At 66.8% G+C, this 15,258-nt stretch carries 16 protein-coding genes and 2 tRNA genes; 2 read left to right on the top strand and 16 right to left on the bottom strand.

Annotation, left to right across the window (positions count from 1 at the left end):
- Window positions 1–195: 195 nt before the first annotated feature.
- The 5 genes from MNQ99_RS09235 to MNQ99_RS09215 all read right to left on the bottom strand — a co-directional run bounded on the left by MNQ99_RS09235 (window position 196) and on the right by MNQ99_RS09215 (window position 5,136).
- Window positions 196–816, bottom strand: coding sequence for a mycothiol-dependent nitroreductase Rv2466c family protein (locus tag MNQ99_RS09235; RefSeq protein WP_127513693.1), 621 nt, complete (start codon window positions 814–816; stop codon window positions 196–198).
- 133 nt (window positions 817–949) lie between these two features.
- Window positions 950–2,245, bottom strand: coding sequence for an ATP-dependent Clp protease ATP-binding subunit ClpX (gene clpX, locus MNQ99_RS09230; protein WP_241915217.1), 1,296 nt, complete (start codon window positions 2,243–2,245; stop codon window positions 950–952).
- 60 nt (window positions 2,246–2,305) lie between these two features.
- Window positions 2,306–3,598: an ATP-dependent Clp protease ATP-binding subunit ClpX gene (gene clpX / locus MNQ99_RS09225; RefSeq protein ID WP_127513690.1), complete on the bottom strand. Its 1,293-nt coding sequence runs from the start codon at window positions 3,596–3,598 to the stop codon at window positions 2,306–2,308.
- Between the two features lie 208 nt (window positions 3,599–3,806).
- Entirely contained in the window at window positions 3,807–4,478 is a 672-nt protein-coding gene (locus MNQ99_RS09220) for an ATP-dependent Clp protease proteolytic subunit (protein WP_127513688.1), read from the bottom strand.
- Between the two features lie 40 nt (window positions 4,479–4,518).
- The gene (locus MNQ99_RS09215; protein ID WP_127513857.1) at window positions 4,519–5,136 is read right to left on the bottom strand and encodes an ATP-dependent Clp protease proteolytic subunit; all 618 of its coding nucleotides are present in this window, start codon (window positions 5,134–5,136) and stop codon (window positions 4,519–4,521) included.
- 217 nt (window positions 5,137–5,353) lie between these two features.
- On the opposite strand from MNQ99_RS09215, the gene MNQ99_RS09210 reads away from it, so the two are divergent.
- On the top strand, window positions 5,354–5,563 hold the full coding sequence (locus MNQ99_RS09210; protein WP_241915216.1) for a hypothetical protein: 210 nt from the start codon (window positions 5,354–5,356) through the stop codon (window positions 5,561–5,563).
- A 60-nt stretch (window positions 5,564–5,623) separates the two neighbouring features.
- Here the strand turns inward: MNQ99_RS09210 and tig are convergent, their stop codons facing one another.
- The 11 genes from tig to MNQ99_RS09155 all read right to left on the bottom strand — a co-directional run bounded on the left by tig (window position 5,624) and on the right by MNQ99_RS09155 (window position 13,381).
- Entirely contained in the window at window positions 5,624–7,048 is a 1,425-nt protein-coding gene (gene tig / locus MNQ99_RS09205; RefSeq protein ID WP_241915215.1) for a trigger factor, read from the bottom strand.
- Between the two features lie 54 nt (window positions 7,049–7,102).
- Window positions 7,103–7,175: transfer RNA gene (locus MNQ99_RS09200), tRNA-Pro, on the bottom strand.
- A gap of 133 nt (window positions 7,176–7,308) precedes the next feature.
- A tRNA-Gly gene (locus tag MNQ99_RS09195) sits at window positions 7,309–7,379 on the bottom strand.
- 328 nt (window positions 7,380–7,707) lie between these two features.
- Window positions 7,708–8,652 (bottom strand): Fpg/Nei family DNA glycosylase, encoded by a 945-nt coding sequence (locus MNQ99_RS09190; RefSeq protein ID WP_241915214.1) that lies wholly within the window; start codon window positions 8,650–8,652, stop codon window positions 7,708–7,710.
- A 2-nt stretch (window positions 8,653–8,654) separates the two neighbouring features.
- On the bottom strand, window positions 8,655–9,128 hold the full coding sequence (locus MNQ99_RS09185; protein ID WP_241915213.1) for a ribose-5-phosphate isomerase: 474 nt from the start codon (window positions 9,126–9,128) through the stop codon (window positions 8,655–8,657).
- Between the two features lie 173 nt (window positions 9,129–9,301).
- Entirely contained in the window at window positions 9,302–9,646 is a 345-nt protein-coding gene (locus tag MNQ99_RS09180) for a hypothetical protein (RefSeq protein ID WP_241915212.1), read from the bottom strand.
- 12 nt (window positions 9,647–9,658) lie between these two features.
- A complete protein-coding gene (locus MNQ99_RS09175) occupies window positions 9,659–10,309 on the bottom strand; it encodes a hypothetical protein (protein WP_241915211.1) in 651 nt (216 codons plus the stop codon).
- Window positions 10,310–10,453: 144 nt separating this feature from the next.
- The gene (locus MNQ99_RS09170) at window positions 10,454–11,257 is read right to left on the bottom strand and encodes an ABC transporter permease (RefSeq protein WP_338423124.1); all 804 of its coding nucleotides are present in this window, start codon (window positions 11,255–11,257) and stop codon (window positions 10,454–10,456) included.
- Window positions 11,258–11,259: 2 nt separating this feature from the next.
- On the bottom strand, window positions 11,260–12,246 hold the full coding sequence (locus MNQ99_RS09165; RefSeq protein WP_241915210.1) for an ABC transporter ATP-binding protein: 987 nt from the start codon (window positions 12,244–12,246) through the stop codon (window positions 11,260–11,262).
- Complete coding sequence (locus tag MNQ99_RS09160; protein ID WP_127513671.1) at window positions 12,246–12,548, bottom strand: winged helix-turn-helix domain-containing protein; 303 nt, start codon at window positions 12,546–12,548, stop codon at window positions 12,246–12,248. The genes MNQ99_RS09165 and MNQ99_RS09160 overlap by 1 nt, the downstream gene beginning before the upstream one ends.
- On the bottom strand, window positions 12,545–13,381 hold the full coding sequence (locus tag MNQ99_RS09155) for a hypothetical protein (protein WP_241915209.1): 837 nt from the start codon (window positions 13,379–13,381) through the stop codon (window positions 12,545–12,547). The genes MNQ99_RS09160 and MNQ99_RS09155 overlap by 4 nt, the downstream gene beginning before the upstream one ends.
- Before the next feature lie 192 nt (window positions 13,382–13,573).
- On the opposite strand from MNQ99_RS09155, the gene MNQ99_RS09150 reads away from it, so the two are divergent.
- Complete coding sequence (locus MNQ99_RS09150; RefSeq protein WP_241915208.1) at window positions 13,574–15,127, top strand: glycosyltransferase; 1,554 nt, start codon at window positions 13,574–13,576, stop codon at window positions 15,125–15,127.
- Window positions 15,128–15,258 lie beyond the last annotated feature (131 nt).

Genomic DNA, 15,258 nt, shown 5'->3' with positions numbered 1-15,258 from the left:
AGCTAGTCCACTACTTGTCACTGAATCTTTGGTGTTCGGTCCCGCATCTTTTGGTGGATGCGTATAGATATTTATACTCCTGTGCAAGCCGACACGCCATAGCTATGCCGAAATTCTTTCCGGTTGGCTGTGGCGTGCCGTCTTGGAGTTGTTCAGCCCGGCAGACGGCCGGCCTGAACTGTCCGGCGGGACCGATCAGTCGAACTCGGGGCTGGTGGTCCGGGAACGCTTGATCTCGTAGAAGTACGGGAATTCTGCCAGCGCCACCGCGCCGTCGAAGATCTTGCCGGCGTCCTCGCCGCGCGGAATGCGGGTCATCACCGGTCCGAAGAAGGCGGTGCCGTTGAAAGCCACCACCGGGGTTCCGACTTCGTCGCCGACCTTGGAGATGCCTTCCTCGTGGCTGGCGCGCAGCTGCTCGTCATACTCGCTCGAGGTGGCGAAGCGGGCCAGGTCCGCGGGCAGTCCGACCTCTTCCAGCGCGGCGGCGGTGACGGCCTCGTAGTCCTTGTTGCCCCCGTTGTGGATGCGGGTGCCCATGGCGTCGTAGAGCTTCCCCACGTAGGCGTCGCCGTGCAGTTGCTGGGCGGCAATGATCACGCGCACCGGTCCCCAAGCCTGCTTGAGGAACTCCTTGTATTCTTCCGGCAGCTCATCGCGGCCGTCGTTGAGCACGGCCAGGCTCATCACGTGCCAGTCCACCTTCACGTCGCGGACCTTCTCCACCTCCAGGATCCAGCGGGAGGTGATCCAGGCGAACGGGCAGGCCGGGTCGAACCAGAAGTCAACGGTTGACGGTGCGGCGTTTTCAGACATATGGCAGTGCTCCTTCATGAGGACCGGTTATGGGTGCTGTTCTGCGTAACTGCGCCGCCGGAGGTTTTGTTCCGCCGCAGCACAGTGGGCTGAGTGTCAGTGCGACGCACGAGCGGCCGTACCGGCTGCACGGTCAGGCGGAGTCGCGGCGGCGGATGGCTTCCACATCGTGCGGGATGAGCGTGGGCTCGGTCCCGTCCAGGACCGTCGCCGCGGTGATCACGGCGGTGGCAATGTCGTCGCGGCCGGGCAGGTCGAACATGATCGGCTGCAGCGTCTCTTCCATGATCGCGCGCAGTCCGCGGGCTCCGGTTCCCCGCTCCAGCGCCAGCTCCGCGACCGCCTCCAGCGCGTCCTGCTCGAAGGCCAGCTCTACGCCGTCCAACTGGAACATCTTCTGGTACTGCCGGAGCAGCGCATTCTTCGGTTCGGTGAGGATCTGGATCAGCGCCGGCTTGTCCAGTTCGGACACCGTGGTGATCACCGGCAGGCGGCCGATGAACTCCGGGATCAGCCCGAACTTGAGCAGGTCCTCGGGCATGACCTCGCCGTAGTTGTCCTGCTGCTGGACGGCGTCCTTCAGCGGGGCGCCGAAGCCGATGCCCTTGCGGCCGGCCCGCGAGCCGATGATCTCTTCCAGCCCGGCGAAGGCGCCGGCAACAATGAAGAGAATGTTGGTGGTGTCGATCTGGAGGAACTCCTGCTGCGGGTTCTTCCGTCCGCCCTGCGGCGGCACCGAGGCCACGGTTCCTTCCAGGATCTTCAGCAGCGCCTGCTGCACGCCCTCACCGGAGACGTCCCGAGTGATCGACGGGCCGTCGGCTTTGCGGGTCACCTTGTCGATCTCGTCGATGTAGATGATGCCCTGCTCGGCCTTCTTGATGTCATGGTCCGCGGCCTGGATCAGCTTGAGCAGGATGTTCTCCACGTCCTCGCCCACGTAACCGGCCTCGGTCAGCGAGGTGGCGTCCGCCACCGCGAACGGCACGTTCAGCTGACGTGCCAGCGTCTGCGCCAGGTAGGTCTTGCCGCAGCCGGTGGGGCCGATCAGCAGCACGTTCGATTTGGCGATCTCCACGTCCTGCAGCTCGCCGGCGGCGGACAGTGCGGCGTTGCCCGGCGCGGCGTGGCCGGAGCGGATCCGCTTGTAGTGGTTGTAGACCGCCACGGCCAGCGCGCGCTTGGCGGGCTCCTGGCCGATCACGTATTCCTGCAGGAACCCGAAGATCTCCCTAGGCTTGGGCAGCTCCAGCAATTCGGAGGCGGTCGCCCCGGCACCGAATTCTTCCTCCAGCAGCTCGTTGCACAGCCCGACGCATTCGTCGCAGATGTAGACGCCGCCGCCGGCGATCAGCTTCTTGACCTGCTTCTGGCTCTTCCCGCAGAACGAGCAGGTGAGAAGCTCCGCGCTTCCGGCGGTGCGGGCCATAGTGTGTCCCCTTGTCTGGTCCTCGTGCGGTCGTCCGGTGGTCGTGAGTGGTTCAGTGCGTCAGGCGGACTTGTTCCGCCGCTTGGCCACCACGTCGTGGGAAATCAGCGTCGGTTCCGTCTTGTTCAGCACCGCGTCGGCGGTGATCACCACGGAGGCGATATCCTCGCGGCTGGGCAGATCAAACATCACCGGTTGCAGCGTCTCTTCAATGATCGCCCGGAGCCCGCGGGCACCGGTCCCCCGCTCCAACGCGAGGTCAGCCACTGCCTCGAGGGCGTCCGGCTCGAAGCTCAGTTCAACGCCATCCAGTTGGAACATCTTCTGGTACTGCCGCAGCAGGGCGTTCTTCGGTTCGGTCAGGATCTTGATCAGTGCCGGGCGGTCCAGGTTGGACACCGTCGTGATCACCGGCAGGCGGCCGATGAACTCCGGGATCAGGCCGAACTTCAGCAGATCCTCGGGCATGACCTCGCCATAGCTATCCTTTTCCGCTGCCGCGTCCTTGAGCGGGGCTCCGAAGCCGATGCCCTTGCGGCCGGCCCGCGACCCGATGATCTCCTCCAGCCCGGCGAAGGCACCGGCCACGATGAACAGCACGTTGGTGGTGTCGATCTGGATGAATTCCTGGTGCGGATGCTTCCGTCCGCCCTGCGGCGGAACCGAGGCCACGGTTCCCTCCAGGATCTTCAGCAGCGCCTGCTGGACTCCTTCACCGGAGACGTCGCGGGTGATCGACGGGTTCTCGCTCTTGCGCGAGATCTTGTCGATCTCGTCGATGTAGATGATGCCCTGCTCGGCCTTCTTCACGTCATAGTCGGCGGCCTGGATCAGCTTGAGCAGGATGTTCTCCACATCCTCGCCTACGTAGCCGGCCTCGGTCAGCGCGGTGGCATCCGCGACGGCGAAGGGAACGTTCAGCCGGCGGGCCAGCGTCTGCGCCAGATAGGTCTTGCCGCAGCCGGTGGGGCCGATCAGCAGGATGTTGGACTTGGAGACTTCCACATCCTCCAGCGGACTGGCGTCGGACAGGTTGGCCGTCCCCTTGGGGGCATGGCCGGACTGGATGCGCTTGTAGTGGTTGTAGACCGCCACGGCCAGCGCGCGCTTGGCGGGCTCCTGGCCGATCACGTACTCCTGAAGGAAATCGAAGATTTCGCGCGGCTTGGGTAGTTCGAAGCTGCCCAGGTCCGAAACCTCGGCCAGCTCTTCTTCGATGATCTCGTTGCACAGCTCGATGCATTCATCGCAGATGTACACGCCGGGGCCGGCGATCAGCTTCCGCACCTGTTTCTGGCTCTTGCCGCAGAAAGAGCACTTGAGCAGGTCAGCGCTCTCACCTATGCGAGCCATATCCGTCCCCTTACTTGGTTCTACGTCGGCACTTGCCGCGGCAGCCGTAGCCTCAACCCCACCTGGAATGCCGGGTTGGTGCTGCGTTGCCGAAGCTAGCTGACACCAACTCTAATTCACTGCGCCGACAGTTTCAGTAACCACACTGCCCGTGGTGCGATATGACGCGCCACGGGCAGTGAAGGCAATCCGGCAATTTTACTCGGTATTACTTGGTGATCGCCGGTTTGTGGATCTTGCGGGAGTCGAGCACCTGGTCGATCAGTCCGTATTCCAGGGCGCCGTCGGCCGTGAGGATCTTGTCGCGCTCGATGTCCTTGTTGACCTGGGCCGCGTCCTTGCCCGAATGCATGGCCAGCGCGTTCTCCAGCCAGGCGCGCATCCGCATGACTTCGTCCGCCTGGATCTGCAGGTCGGAGGCCTGGCCGCGTTCGCCGCCGCCCAGCGCCGGCTGGTGGATCAGCACGCGGGCGTTCGGCAGGGCCAGACGCTTGCCCGGCGTGCCAGCGGCCAACAGCACGGCGGCGGCACTGGCAGCCTGGCCCAGGCACACTGTCTGGATCTCCGGGCGGATGTACTGCATGGTGTCGTAGATCGCCGTCATCGCGGTAAACGAGCCGCCCGGCGAGTTGATGTAGATGGTGATGTCGCGGTCCGGGTCCGTCGACTCAAGCACCAGCAGCTGGGCCATCACGTCGTCGGCCGAGGCGTCGTCCACCTGGACACCCAGGAAGATAATGCGGTCCTCGAACAGCTTGGTGTAGGGATCCTGGCGCTTGAAGCCGTAGGGCGTGCGCTCCTCGAACTGGGGCAGCACGTAGCGGCTCTGCGGCATGTTCGCGGCGAAACCGCCGGCAGCGGCACCGAAGTTGTAGTCCATGAGATTCTCCTGCTTGTATTCGGGTCGGTGGCGCGTGGGCTCAGGATTCCGTCGTCGAGGCGGAATCGCTTTGCGTCCCGCCGCCGCCGGTGACCCCGCCGGCGTGGGCGGAGATCTTGTCGAAGAATCCGTAGGCCAGGCCTTCCTCGGCCGTGAACCACTTGTCGCGGTCGTTGTCGATCAGGATCTGCTCAACCGTCTGACCGGTCTGCTCGGCGGTCAGCTCCGCCATGACCTGCTTCATGTGCAGGATCAGCTCGGCCTGGATCCGGATGTCCGAGGCCGTGCCGCCGATGCCGCCGGAGGGCTGGTGCATCAGGATCCGTGCGTGCGGGGTGGCGTAGCGCTTGCCCTTGGTGCCCGAGGACAGCAGGAACTGGCCCATCGACGCCGCCAGGCCGGTAGCCACGGTAACCACGTCGTTCGGAATGAACTTCATGGTGTCGTAGATGGCCATGCCGGCAGTGACCGAGCCGCCAGGCGAGTTGATGTAGAGGTAGATGTCCTTTTCCGGATCCTCGGCCGAGAGCAGCAGCAGCTGCGAGCAGATGGCGTTGGCGTTCTCGTCCCGCACCTCGGAGCCGAGCCAGATGATGCGCTCTTTGAGCAGGCGGTTGTAGATGTAGTCTTCGCGGCTGGCGGCTTCCACCGTAGCCATCATCGGAGTGGCGGATTCATTCGACATGCTGAAATACCTCTCGCTTCTTCCCCGGGCCAAACCGTCATCCGGCGGCCCTCGGGTGGTTTATCTACTTGGACAGTAACGTGTTCGGCTGCCCGATTCCTCCCTGACAACGCACTGTTCGCTGACGGCGCATCAGGCCCGTGTTGGCGCGGGAAAACCTCTGCCTGCAGCAGAATTACGACGCCGGAGCTTGCCTTCCGCAGGGCCGTTCACCATGCGCTCGGGCCGCCTTTTCCGGCGGCCCGGAGGTCACGCGCCGGAGCCGGGCACCGCCGTCGTGCACCCCATCCCGGCCAAGCCGGGCACCGCCGTCGGGCACCCCATCCCGGCCAAGCCGGGCACCGCCGTCGTGCACCCCATCCCGGCCAAGCCGGGCAGCGCCGTCGTGCGCGGGAGTTAAAGCGGCGGACCGCCGGCCCCCTGTGGGGTCCGGCGGTCCGTCTGTGCGGCAGTGTGCTGCCTACTTCTTGTCTGCCTCGGCGGCCGGAGCTTCCTCAGCGGCCTCGTCGGCGCCTTCGGTGTCTTCAGCCGATTCGGCGTTGTCAGCTTCGGCTTCGGCAGCCTGGATCATGTCCTCGATGTTCGGCTCTTCTTCGCCGGCGGGGCGGACGAAGTCGCTCAGGTCCACCTCGGCGCCGTTGGAGTCGGTGACCTTGGCCAGCTCCAGGACCTTGGCCAGGGCCTTGCGGCGGCGGACCTCGCCCACCATCATGCCGACCTGGCCGGACTGGTCCAGCAGCTGCGCGAACTGGTTCGGGTCCATACCGTACTGGCCGGCGGAGGAGACGATGTAGTCGATCAGTTCGGCCTGGCTGACGCCCAGCTCTTCCTTATCGGCCACGGCGTCCAGCACGATCTCGTTCTGGAAAGCCTTCGCGGTGTTCTCGCGGACCTCGGCGCGGTGCTCCTCGGTGTCGTGGTCTTCACCGTGGCTGTTCTCCGGGCGGAAGTGCTGTTCCATCTGCTCTTCGACGACGGAATCCGGCACCGGAACCTCGACCAGCTCCATGAGCTTGTCCAGCACCTTGTCGCGGGCCTCGATGCCCTGCTCCATCACCTTGGCGTCGGCGGCCTGCTTGGCCAGGTCTTCCTTCAGCTCGGCGATGGTGTCGAACTCGCTCGCCAGCTGGGCGAAGTCGTCGTCGGCCTCGGGCAGCTCGCGCTCCTTGACGGCCTTCAGCTTCACCGTGACGGTGGCGTCCTTCCCGGCGTGCTCGCCGCCGGCCAGCTTGGTCTCGAACGTGGCGTCTTCGCCGGCGCTCAGCGCGGTGACGGCTTCGTCCAGGCCTTCGAGCATGGTGCCGGCGCCTACCTGGTAGGACAGGTCGGCGGCCGAATCAACCTCTTCGCCGTCCACCTTGGCGGACAGGTCCATGGTGATGAAGTCGTCGGCAGCGGCCGGACGGTCAACGGTCTTCAGGGTGCCGAAGCGGCCGCGCAGGTCGTCCAGGGCCTTCTGCACGTCTTCCTCGGAAGCTTCGGTGGCCTCCACGGTGACCTCGAGGCCGGCGTACTCGGGCAGCTCGATCTCGGGGCGGATGTCAACCTCCACGTGGAAGGCCAGCTGGCCCTCGGTGGCGGTGGGATCCGGAACCTCGGTGATTTCAACCTCGGGGCGGCTCAGCGGGCGGATGCCGGTCTCTTCGATGGCGCCCTGGTAGAAGCCGTTCAGCCCCTCGTTGATGGCGGTCTCGATCACGTAGCCGCGGCCCACGCGCTGGTCGATCAGCTTGGCGGGAACCTTGCCCTTGCGGAAGCCGGGAACCTGGATCTGGCCCGCGATGGTCTTGTACGCCGCGTCGATGCTGGGCTTGAGTTCCTCAAAGGGGACCTCAACGTTGAGCTTGACCCGGGTGGGGGTGAGGGTTTCGACAGCGCTCTTCACAGCGTTAGGACTCCTGATAGCTATAGGGGTTAAATCTGCACCAAGAATACAGAGTCGGGGCGACAGGACTCGAACCTGCGATCTCCTGCTCCCAAAGCAGGCGCGCTAGCCACTACGCTACGCCCCGTAGTGCACACGCAAGTCTACGGGCTATCCCGGCTTGCTGCACAATTGCGTTCCGCGGACTGCTGCGCCGATGAAACCCTGACGCTACAGCCGCTAACAGAAAAGGCGGCCCTACTGGACCGCCTCTCACTGCGAGGGGATGACGGGAATCGAACCCGCGTAATCAGTTTGGAAGACTGAGGCTCTACCATTGAGCTACATCCCCGAGGACGTTGAAACTTTAGCACGACGGCGGCCCCGTTCAACAAATCGGCCCGGCCGGTGCTGCGCCCTCGTCCGTGGTCTTCACGCCAGGCTCACTCGTCCCGCGCCCGCAAGTCAGGGTTTATTTTCCACGTCAGGGTTTGTCGCCGAGACCATACGCCACAAACCCTGCTTTGGACGATAAAACCTGATTTGGGCCGCCGGGAGCAGCCAGGTGACGCCGCCCGGAGCGGTCAGGTGACGCCGCCCGGAGCGGTCAGGTGACGCCGCCCGGAGCAGGCGGGTGACGCCGCCCGGAGCAGTCAGGTGACCGGCCGCGGCCCCGCGAATCAGTCCGGCTGGCAGGAGGGGCACCAGTAGAGCTTGCGGGCGGCCATGTCCGTCAGCGCCACGGGGTTGCCGCAGACCCGGCACGCCATGCCCTGCCGCTGGTACACGTAGTAGGCGTTGTCCGGCCAGACCGGCAGCACCTGGCCAGCCGGGTCGGTGTCCCGGTGTTCGGGCCGGGTGGTGATGATCTTGCCGTCGCGGACGCCGTCGCCCATCACATCCACGATGTCCGCCCACAACAGCCCGGCTTCCTCCGGGGACAGCTGCTTGGCGGGCAGCCAGGGACTCAGGCCGCGGCGGAACAGCGTCTCGGCCCGGTAGATGTTGCCAACGCCGGCCACCACGTTCTGGTCCATCAGCAGCTGCCCCACGACGGTGCGCTTGGAGGTCAGCCGGCGGACAAACTCGGCCGCCCCGCCGGCTCCAGCCTGCAACGGGTCGCTCTCATCCTGCCGCGGGCCACCCTCACTCTGCAGCGGGTCCGGACCCAATTTACCGACGACGGCGGACGCCTCCTCGGGCGTGAGCACCTCGCAGGCGGTGGGGCCGCGGAGGTCCGCCCAGCCGTGGTCCGACACCAACCGGACGCGCACCTGGCCCACCGGCTCCGGCGGGCCGTCGTACGCAACGGGAGCACCGTCGTCGTACGTTTCCCGCTCCCCCACCCGGCGCGGCGCCCCGATGCTGGAGGCCCCGCGGAAGCTCGCGTCCCCGCCGAAACTCCACGCCCCATACAGGCCCAGGTGGACCCGGAGGACCAGGCCGTTGTCGAAGTCCAGGAACAACTGCTTGCCGTGCGCGCGGGCGGCCAGCAGCGTGGCCCCGTGGAGCCGGGCGGCGCCGGCGGTAAAGCGGCCCTGCGGGCTGGAGACGGCAAGCCGCGCGCCGGCGAAAACGTCCTGGAACTGGCGGGCCAGGCGGTGGACCGAATGGCCTTCGGGCATGGTTAGGCCGGGACCTCGCCGGTGGTTTCGTAGGAGGCGATCTTGCCGATCCGGCGGGCATGGCGTTGGGCGTTGGAGAACGGCTCGGCCAGGAACGCCTCGATGATGGCGGTGGCTTCCTCCACGCTGTGCATGCGGCCGCCGACGGCGACAACGTTGGCGTCGTTGTGCTCGCGGGCCAGCTTGGCGGTGTCCAGGTTCCACGCCAGCGCGGCGCGGATGCCCTTGACCTTGTTCGCCGCGATCTGCTCGCCGTTGCCGGAGCCGCCCAACACGATGCCCAGCGCTTCCACGCCGGCGGCCTGGTCCGCCACCACGGCAAGCGCGGCGTTGATGCAGAACGAGGGGTAGTCGTCCTCGGCGTCGTACGCGGTGGGTCCGTGGTCGATGACCTCGTGGCCCTGGCCGGTCAGGTGCTCGATCAGGTGGTGGCTGAGCTCCAGGCCGGCGTGGTCGGTGGCAATGTGAACGCGCATGGGGTCCTTCTGTTACGTACGGGGAGGGAGATTGGCGGCTTCCAGCCTACTGGAGGCGGCATGCCGGTCCTGATTTCCGGCGGATTTACGACGGCGGTGCTCGCCTTGGCGCGGCCTTCCTCCTTGCGCGGGCCGCGTCAAACCCCTGTGGTCTCACTAACCCGTCAGCGGGTTCACCCAGCGGCCGCGGTCTTGTAGCCGTTCAGCACGGCTGCCATCCGCTCGGCGTTCTGCAGCGTGTCCGTGTTGACTACGAAGTCCTTGCCGCCAGCCAGATGCAGCACCACGGCGGGTCCGGTGCGCACCACAAAGGCCGAGCCCCACGCAGAGATCCGGTAGCCCCATCCGCCGTACTGAATCGGGTAGATCTCCCGCGCCGCCGTCGCAACCCGGAAGTCCGAAACCGGGATGGACACAATCCGCCAGCCGCCCAGTACCCGCACGCTCAGTCCGTCGGCGTCGGCCCGGACGGTTGCCACGAAGAACGCCAGCAGGGCGGCCGTGATGACTGCCGCCACCAGCACCCACCATCAGGACGCCACGGCCAGCCACGCGATGGACCCGAACATCAGCACGCCCAGAACCGACATCAGGGTCCGCGAGCCACTGATTTTCAGCTCCAACGCTTCGCCACGGCGGGCGGCATCGACGTCGAGATGGGAGCCATCCCGAACCTCGGCGGGCACCGCATTGACGTGGTCGTCACGCTTCAGCAGCCAGGGCAGGCCGATCGCCGGCAACGCCGCCAGCCCGACGCCGGCCCAGAAGAGTCCCCAGTCCAGTTGGGTCCCGGCGGCGTCCGCGACGTCGAACTGCGGCGCGATGCCGGCGACAAAGATCATGACGCAGAACGCGGTGATCAGGATGCTGAATCCGACGCCGAACCGACGCATGGCCAGCGGCACGGCATACAGGGCACAGCAGAGTCCGCACACGGCGCCGGTGAATGCCGTCACGACGACGGCGGCAACCGCGGTGGAGGTGAAGCCGGAGAAATCATCGGCCACACCGGTTGCGTCGAAGTGCGAGGCCACCGGATCGGGCATCCGGTGCGCCACGGACATCAGCCACAGCGCCAGCCCCACGGCCATCAGCACCGGCACGCCGACGCCGAAGAGCACGGCCCTGACGTCGAAGGTCGGCCGGTAGGTTGCATCGCTGGCCGTGATCGTCCGGCTCATCTCTCCCCTGTCATTGAGCGTATTGAATCGACTGTAACCGCACGGCTCCAAGGACTATTCAGCAGACGCCCTGATGACGGCGGAAAAGGGCGCCTGCTGGACAGTCGATGGAGGCGGCGGGCGGTGGTTGCCACCAGCCCGGGGCTAGTGGAACCGGCGTCCTTGGTCCCTCCTGTAGGCCACGACCGCCAGCGCGGTGAACAGCGCGCCCCAGCCCAGCAACACGGGCAGCGCCAGCGGGTAGGCGTCCGATCCGGTGAGCACCTGGATCAGCAGCTCGCGGCCAGCACGGCTGGGCAGAAACTGGCTGAACCTGTCCAGCCAGTCCGGGAACAGCTCCGCCGGCATGAACAGTCCTCCCGCGAAGGCCAGCGGGAACAGCACCACCTGCACCACGGCCAGCGCCGCCTTGGCCGAGATCGAGTAGCCGATCGCCAGGCCCAGCATCAGGAACGGTGCGCCGATGACCAGGATCAGCGCGGCGGCCAGCAGCAGCACCGCCATGCTGACCTCGGCTGCCGTCAGGAACCAGCCGACCAAAACCAGCGGCACCAGGGCCATCAGTGCGAAGATGCACCCGTTGATCAGTCTCCCGGCCATCCGCGGACCGGCGCCCGCCGGCAGCGTCCGCATGTAGGGTTCGAACGGCTGCGCCCGGTCCTCGGCGACCCCGATGCCGAAGCTGAACAGGAAGGTTGACATCACCGCGAACATGGCCAGTTGACCGACCATCGCCGTCGCAACGGCCGGGACTTCCTGGGCCGCCGGCTGCGGCACCACGAAGAAGAACACGGCCAGTGTGGGGAAGAGCAGATTGCCAATCACCGCAATGGGGATCCGGACCGTCTCGAGGAACTGGAACTTGGTGTGCAGCAGCACCAGCCTCGCGGTGCCCACGGAGCCCTGCGCGGTCGAGGCGGGCACCGCCGTCGTTGTTGTTGTGCTCAAGACTATTTCCCCTCTCCGTGGGATGCGGTTCCCCCGGCCGACGGCGCGGCGAACGCCGGCTCCGGCGCGGCACCGCGGTCCGCGGCGTGTTGGTGCGTCAGGGTCAGGAAGGCTTCCTCCAGCGAGGCGCCGCGAACCTCCAGGCCGGAGAACGGCACGTTGGACGCCACAAGGGCACGCACGAAGTCGTCCGAGTCCGAGACCAGCAGGCTGTACCGGCGCCCGGCGCCAGCGGTGGATTCCGCCTGATCGGTGCTGATATCGGCAACCCCGGGCAACCGGACCAGTTCGGACTCCGGCACCGGCGCGGCCAGCGCCACGCGGCGCACGCTGACCCGGTCCAGCACGGCCGGCAGGGCATCGTCGGCCAGCACGCGGCCGCCGCCGATGACGACGACGCGCCGGGCCAGCGCCTCCACTTCCTCCAGGTAGTGGCTGGTCAGCACGATCGTGGCGCCGTCGGCGTGGTAGTCGCGCAGCGCCTGCCACAGCGCGCGCCGCCCCTCCACGTCCAGCCCGGTGGTCGGCTCATCCAGCAGCACCAGCCGCGGCCGGCCCACTAGCGACAGTGCCACGGCGAGCCTGCGCTTCTGCCCGCCGGAAAGTCCGCCGGTCTGCCTGCCGGCCAGCCCCGCCAGGTCGAATCGCTCCAGCAACTCGGCCCGCGGCATCGGGTCCCCATAGTGCCCGGCCACGAAGTCCACCACCTCGCCCACCTTGAGCGTCGGCGGCAGCCCCGTTTCCTGCGGCGTGGTGCCCAGCATCGCGCGGGCGGCGGGCTTGCGCGGGTCGGCGCCGAAGAGTCGGACGACGCCGGAGTCCGGCTTCCGCTGCCCGTTCACCAGCGAGAGCAGCGTGGTTTTGCCCGCCCCGTTTGGTCCGAGCAGGCCCACCATCTCCCCCGCGCCCACCTCCAGGCTGACATCGTCGAGCGCCACCACGTCCCCGAAGCTTCGGGTCACGGAGCGGACACTGATCAGTGCCTCCATTACTGTGCTCCTTTCAAGAGCGATTTCAGCGCGGCGGTATAGCTTTCGAACGCGTAGCGGCCGCGGGGCGTCAACGCGATAAAAGTTGCCGGGCTGCGGCCCTCGAAGGTTTTCTCCATGGCCACATATCCGGCCTCTTCGAGTTTGCGCAGGTGGGTGGACAGGTTTCCGGCGGTCATCTCCAGCAGTTTCTGCAGCCTGGGGAAAGAGATCCGATCGCCGGCGCCCAGCGACGCCAGAGTAGCCACTACTTTCAGCCGGGCCTGCGCGTGGATCACCGGATCCAGATCCGGCTCGCTCACGGCGCCACTTCCACAGCGGCGTCCGTTGCGGACGTCTGCGAGCGCCGTCGCCGGTCAAGCACAACGTCCGAAACCACGGCCAGCAAAAAGCCGCCGCCACCGGCCACAGCCATCAACAAATAGGACGACGGCGGCCCCACGATTGCGGCGGCCCCGCCGACCAGCGCGATCCAGACACCGAGGGCGAACATCCGCCACTCGCGCCAGAGCGCCCCGCCTGCCATGTACAGCGCGGCCACCACCAAGCAGGACATCGAATTGGAGAGGATCTGCATGACTTCGTCGCTGGCACCCGCCCTCGCCACGCCGCTCAGGATGAGGAAGACGACGGCGAAGCAGACCGCCCAGGACCAGCCGTACATGGCCCCGGCCGCCGCTGAAGCGCCCCGGACGCCGACTGCCCGGCGTCCGATGTGCACGCCGGTGAAGACCATCGCCGAGACCAGCAGCATCCCGAACACGACGAACGCCCAACCTGCCGGCAGGCCGTGTTCTTGGGTCCCGCTCACGTAGAGCATCAGGTAGCCGGCAAACCAAGCCACTCCCCACGCCGCGAAGAGCAGCGCCCCGCTGGGCTCGGTGCCCGTGCGGACCATGTCCTGCTGGGACCGGATGAGGGCCAGCATTTCCGCCGGGTGGGCCGGCAGGTCCTCTCCGTCGCGCCGAGCGTCCTCCCCGTCGCCCACGGTGTCCTCCCCACCTCGGGCTTCCTCCCAGCCCACGGCAGGGCTTCCGGTGGTTCCTGGACCGCCCGCCGGCCTGTTCGGAGGTTGGCTGTCGCTGTCCATCGACTCCCTTTCGATCCCGTCAAAGTACTTTGTGTTGCAAACCACTTTGTCAGGATGCAAGATGCCGCACAAGGGATCTTGGCAATCTTGACCACTTCTTGAGGCTGGCGGATCCCCCGTGCGCCCTGAGGCAGCGCCGCGGGCCACGGGAGCCGGACGCTGGCCACGGCCGCCGGCCCTTTACTGTTCCCCGTGGGGCGACAACAATAGCGGCATCCGTTCCGACAGGATGCGAGCGTGTCTCCCATAGTCCATTTCCCCGTCAACACCTTGGCCCTCAAGCGCGGGGGCCTGGTCAAGGCGGTGCGCACCCGGGCCAACACGCTGGCCAAGAACGGCGCCGCGGAACAGATCTGGATCGAGGTGCTGGGCCTGCAGTACCGGCTGGCCAGCGAGGTGGCCGAGCTGAAAGCGGATGGCCATCTGCATCCGGACGTCAAGGTCCGCAGCGTCCTCTACGGGCTGGACCCTAGCCCCCAGCCCGACAACCGCGAGCCGGTCCAGCCGCCGCCGGAGGACGACTACGACGTTGTCCCGCTGGGCAATTCCGGCTTTGCCTTCGGGTACTTCCGCGACGGTGTCCAGGAGTACTACGTGCGGTTCCAGCCCGACGGCGTGCTCGCCGCCGTCGAACATTTGGCGCCAAACCGCGCGCGGCTGACCCGGGAGGACATGGACGAAGGCGGCCGGCTGGTGCTGGTGCAGCATTTCCTGGAAGCGTCCAAGACCCCCACCGCGCGGCTCCTGATCGGCCGCAACGGCCGTTGTTTCCTGACCATCACGCAGCAGCCCGGCTCACCCAAATGGGGACGCTGCTACCTATTCGACGGCGTGGCGCACGACGACGCCGATGCCCTCAGCTTCGCGGATCCGGCCGAGCTCTACCGGCATGCCTTCGAGCAATTGTTGGCGGACGAAGAGGCTCCGGTGCTCACGTCCGAATTCCGCGAGAACCTGAACAACCTGCCCGGGAGGACCTTGGACGACGCGGTCGTTGGCGTCCGGCACCCCCGCCTGCGGCGCATCGCCGCCGTGCACAGCAACCATTTGGAGCCGCCGTACGTCGCGGGGTCGGGCGTCAGCCGCAACTGGCGCAGGCTGCTGGAGCATCTGGACCAATGGGACGGCCTCGTACTGCACACCGACGCCCAGCGCGAGGACATCGCCGCGGAATTCGGCCACGCCGACCGGCTGCACACCATCGGGCAACTGGCGCCGCCGGGGCAGCCGGAACCCGCCAACCCCGCCACCGATCCGAACCGGCTGGTCATGGCCGCCCGGCTGCACCCCAAGAAGCGCGTGGACGAGGCCATCCAGGTCTTCGCCCTGGTGCGGGCCGGCAACCCGCAGGCCAGGCTGGAGCTTTTCGGCTTCGGCTACGGCGACGAGGAAGAAGGCGCCATCCGCGCACTGATCGACGAACTGGGCCTCGGCGCCGCCGTCGACTTCCCGCCCTTCACCAACAACCCCGCGGATATTTACGCCACCGCCTGCGCCACACTGCTGACGTCGGCCTCCGAGGGCTTCCCGCTGATCCTGCTGGAGAGCATGTCCTTCGGCGTCCCGGTCGCCGCCTACGACGCCAACTACGGTCCGCGGGACGTGATCCGCCACGGCGTCAACGGCCACCTGGCGCCGTTCGGAGACCGGCAGGCCCTGGCCGACGGCGTCCTGGCGCTGATGCGGGACCCGGAGCTGCGCTCGAGAATGGCACAGGCCAGCCGCGAAACCCTGAAGCGGTTCGACGAAACCGGCTACGTCGCCGGCTGGACCAAGGCACTCACCGGCTGACGCCTATGGTCCGAAGGGACACAGAACCCGTCCGAGAGGACACAGAACCGAAACTATTCGCCTTTTTTACACAACTGCTGCGCCACCGCCCATCGCGGTGAGAGAATGACCACATTGTGCAAGGGTTCTTT

It is taken from the genome of Arthrobacter sulfonylureivorans, from assembly GCF_022637435.1.
Classification (GTDB): Bacteria; Actinomycetota; Actinomycetes; order Actinomycetales; family Micrococcaceae; genus Crystallibacter; species Crystallibacter sulfonylureivorans.
This window is presented reverse-complemented; position numbering and strand designations above follow the sequence as displayed.

Bases quoted from the DNA above. Each gene is read 5' to 3' on its own strand.
- MNQ99_RS09235 (WP_127513693.1), bottom strand. From the start codon at position 816: ATGTCTGAAAACGCCGCACCGTCAACCGTTGACTTCTGGTTCGACCCG.
- clpX (WP_241915217.1), bottom strand. From the start codon at position 2,245: ATGGCCCGCACCGCCGGAAGCGCGGAGCTTCTCACCTGCTCGTTCTGC.
- clpX (WP_127513690.1), bottom strand. From the start codon at position 3,598: ATGGCTCGCATAGGTGAGAGCGCTGACCTGCTCAAGTGCTCTTTCTGC.
- MNQ99_RS09220 (WP_127513688.1), bottom strand. From the start codon at position 4,478: ATGGACTACAACTTCGGTGCCGCTGCCGGCGGTTTCGCCGCGAACATG.
- MNQ99_RS09215 (WP_127513857.1), bottom strand. From the start codon at position 5,136: ATGGCTACGGTGGAAGCCGCCAGCCGCGAAGACTACATCTACAACCGC.
- MNQ99_RS09190 (WP_241915214.1), bottom strand. From the start codon at position 8,652: ATGCCCGAAGGCCATTCGGTCCACCGCCTGGCCCGCCAGTTCCAGGAC.
- MNQ99_RS09185 (WP_241915213.1), bottom strand. From the start codon at position 9,128: ATGCGCGTTCACATTGCCACCGACCACGCCGGCCTGGAGCTCAGCCAC.
- MNQ99_RS09175 (WP_241915211.1), bottom strand. From the start codon at position 10,309: ATGAGCCGGACGATCACGGCCAGCGATGCAACCTACCGGCCGACCTTC.
- MNQ99_RS09165 (WP_241915210.1), bottom strand. From the start codon at position 12,246: ATGGAGGCACTGATCAGTGTCCGCTCCGTGACCCGAAGCTTCGGGGAC.